Origin of the sequence: Oerskovia sp. NPDC060287 (assembly GCF_042726775.1) — a bacterium.
In the GTDB taxonomy this organism is placed as follows: domain Bacteria; phylum Actinomycetota; class Actinomycetes; order Actinomycetales; family Cellulomonadaceae; genus Oerskovia; species Oerskovia merdavium.
Genome location: NZ_JBHXBO010000411.1, coordinates 1 through 1298 on the forward strand (window position 1 = coordinate 1; position 1298 = coordinate 1298).

The following is a 1298-nucleotide window of genomic DNA, read 5'->3' on the forward strand; positions in this document are numbered from 1 at the left end:
GGCCCACGAGGCGGCCATGGACGCCGACTGGGAACGGGTCCAGGAGGTGGACCAGATGCTGTTCGCCTCGAAGCTCAACGCCGAGATGCGCAAGGCGTCGGTCCGTAGCGGCCACCAGCTCACCGACATCGCCCGAGAGGCGATCGGTGGGCCGGAGCTCGACGAGTGGGGGCGGCGGATCACGGCCAAGGAGACGCCAGGGTGCCAGCCCGTCGCGACCGCGGTCGCGTACGCCGCGACCCGCGTGAGCACCGAGCAGGCGGTGGCCTCGGACATGTTCGCGTTCGCGGTGAGCTTCGTGGGTGCGGCGCTGCGCCTGCGCCTCACGGACCACCGGCACGCACAGGTGGTCCTCCACGCCGTCGGGCCGGTCATCGCCGACGCGACGGCCGACGCGGTGACGCGAGACCTGGCGGACATGGGCGGGTGCGTGCCTCTCGCAGACGTGATGTCGGCGCAGCACGAACGCGCCGAGGCGCGGCTGTTCGCCAGCTGAGCCGCATCCGCGCGGAGCCGTGGACAGGGCTCCGGACCAGACGTAGACAAGAGATACCGGCAGACGAGAAAGACGAGGCAGTCGAATGAGCGAGAACGTCCTGAGGATCGGCATCGGCGGACCGGTGGGTTCGGGCAAGACCGCTCTCACGGAGGCGCTGGTGCCCAAGCTGTTCGCGGCCGGGCGTCAGCCGGCCGTCATCACCAACGACATCTACACGCAGGAGGACGCGCAGCACGTGCGACGTGAGCTCGCGGGGATCCTCGACCCCGAGCGGGTCGTGGGAGTCGAGACCGGGGCGTGCCCGCACACCGCGGTGCGTGACGACCCGACCATGAACCTCGCGGCGGGCGCCGAGATGCTCGAGAAGTTCCCGGAGGTCGACACGCTGATCTACGAGTCGGGGGGTGACAACCTGACGCTCACCTTCTCGCCCTCGCTCGCGGACGTGTTCATCTTCGTGCTGGACACCTCGGAGGGCGAGAAGATGCCCCGCAAGCGGGGTCCGGGCATCACGGAGTCGGACATCCTGGTGATCAACAAGATCGACATCGCCCAGTACGTGCGGACCAACCTCGAGGTCATGGAGTCGGACGCGCGCAGGGTCCGCGACGGCAAGCCCGTCGTGCTCACGAACTCGTTGACGGGGCAGGGGCTCGACGAGCTGTACGAGCAGATCTTCACGCTGTGGAACGGCCGACGAAGCGCGCTCGTCGGATGAGTGCGGAGCTCGTGACCGACGTGCCGGAGGCGGCACCCCTGCACGCGGTGCCCGGCGAGCCGACCGGCTCGCCGGGGCCCG

The 1298-nt window shown here is 69.7% G+C and carries 2 protein-coding genes; both read left to right on the plus strand.

Annotated features, from left to right (window positions below; all coding sequences use genetic code 11):
• Nucleotides 1-496, plus strand: a 496-nt coding sequence (locus tag ACFWFR_RS19375) for an urease accessory protein UreF (protein ID WP_377624209.1), incomplete at its 5' end; no start/stop codon positions are given.
• An 85-nt stretch (nucleotides 497-581) separates the two neighbouring features.
• Entirely contained in the window at nucleotides 582-1217 is a 636-nt protein-coding gene (ureG, locus tag ACFWFR_RS19380; RefSeq protein WP_377624211.1) for an urease accessory protein UreG, read from the plus strand.
• The last annotated feature ends 81 nt before the right edge of the window (nucleotides 1218-1298 follow it).

What these genes read in the sequence shown, in the direction of transcription:
- ureG (WP_377624211.1), top strand. Translation starts at nt 582, where the DNA reads ATGAGCGAGAACGTCCTGAGGATCGGCATCGGCGGACCGGTGGGTTCG.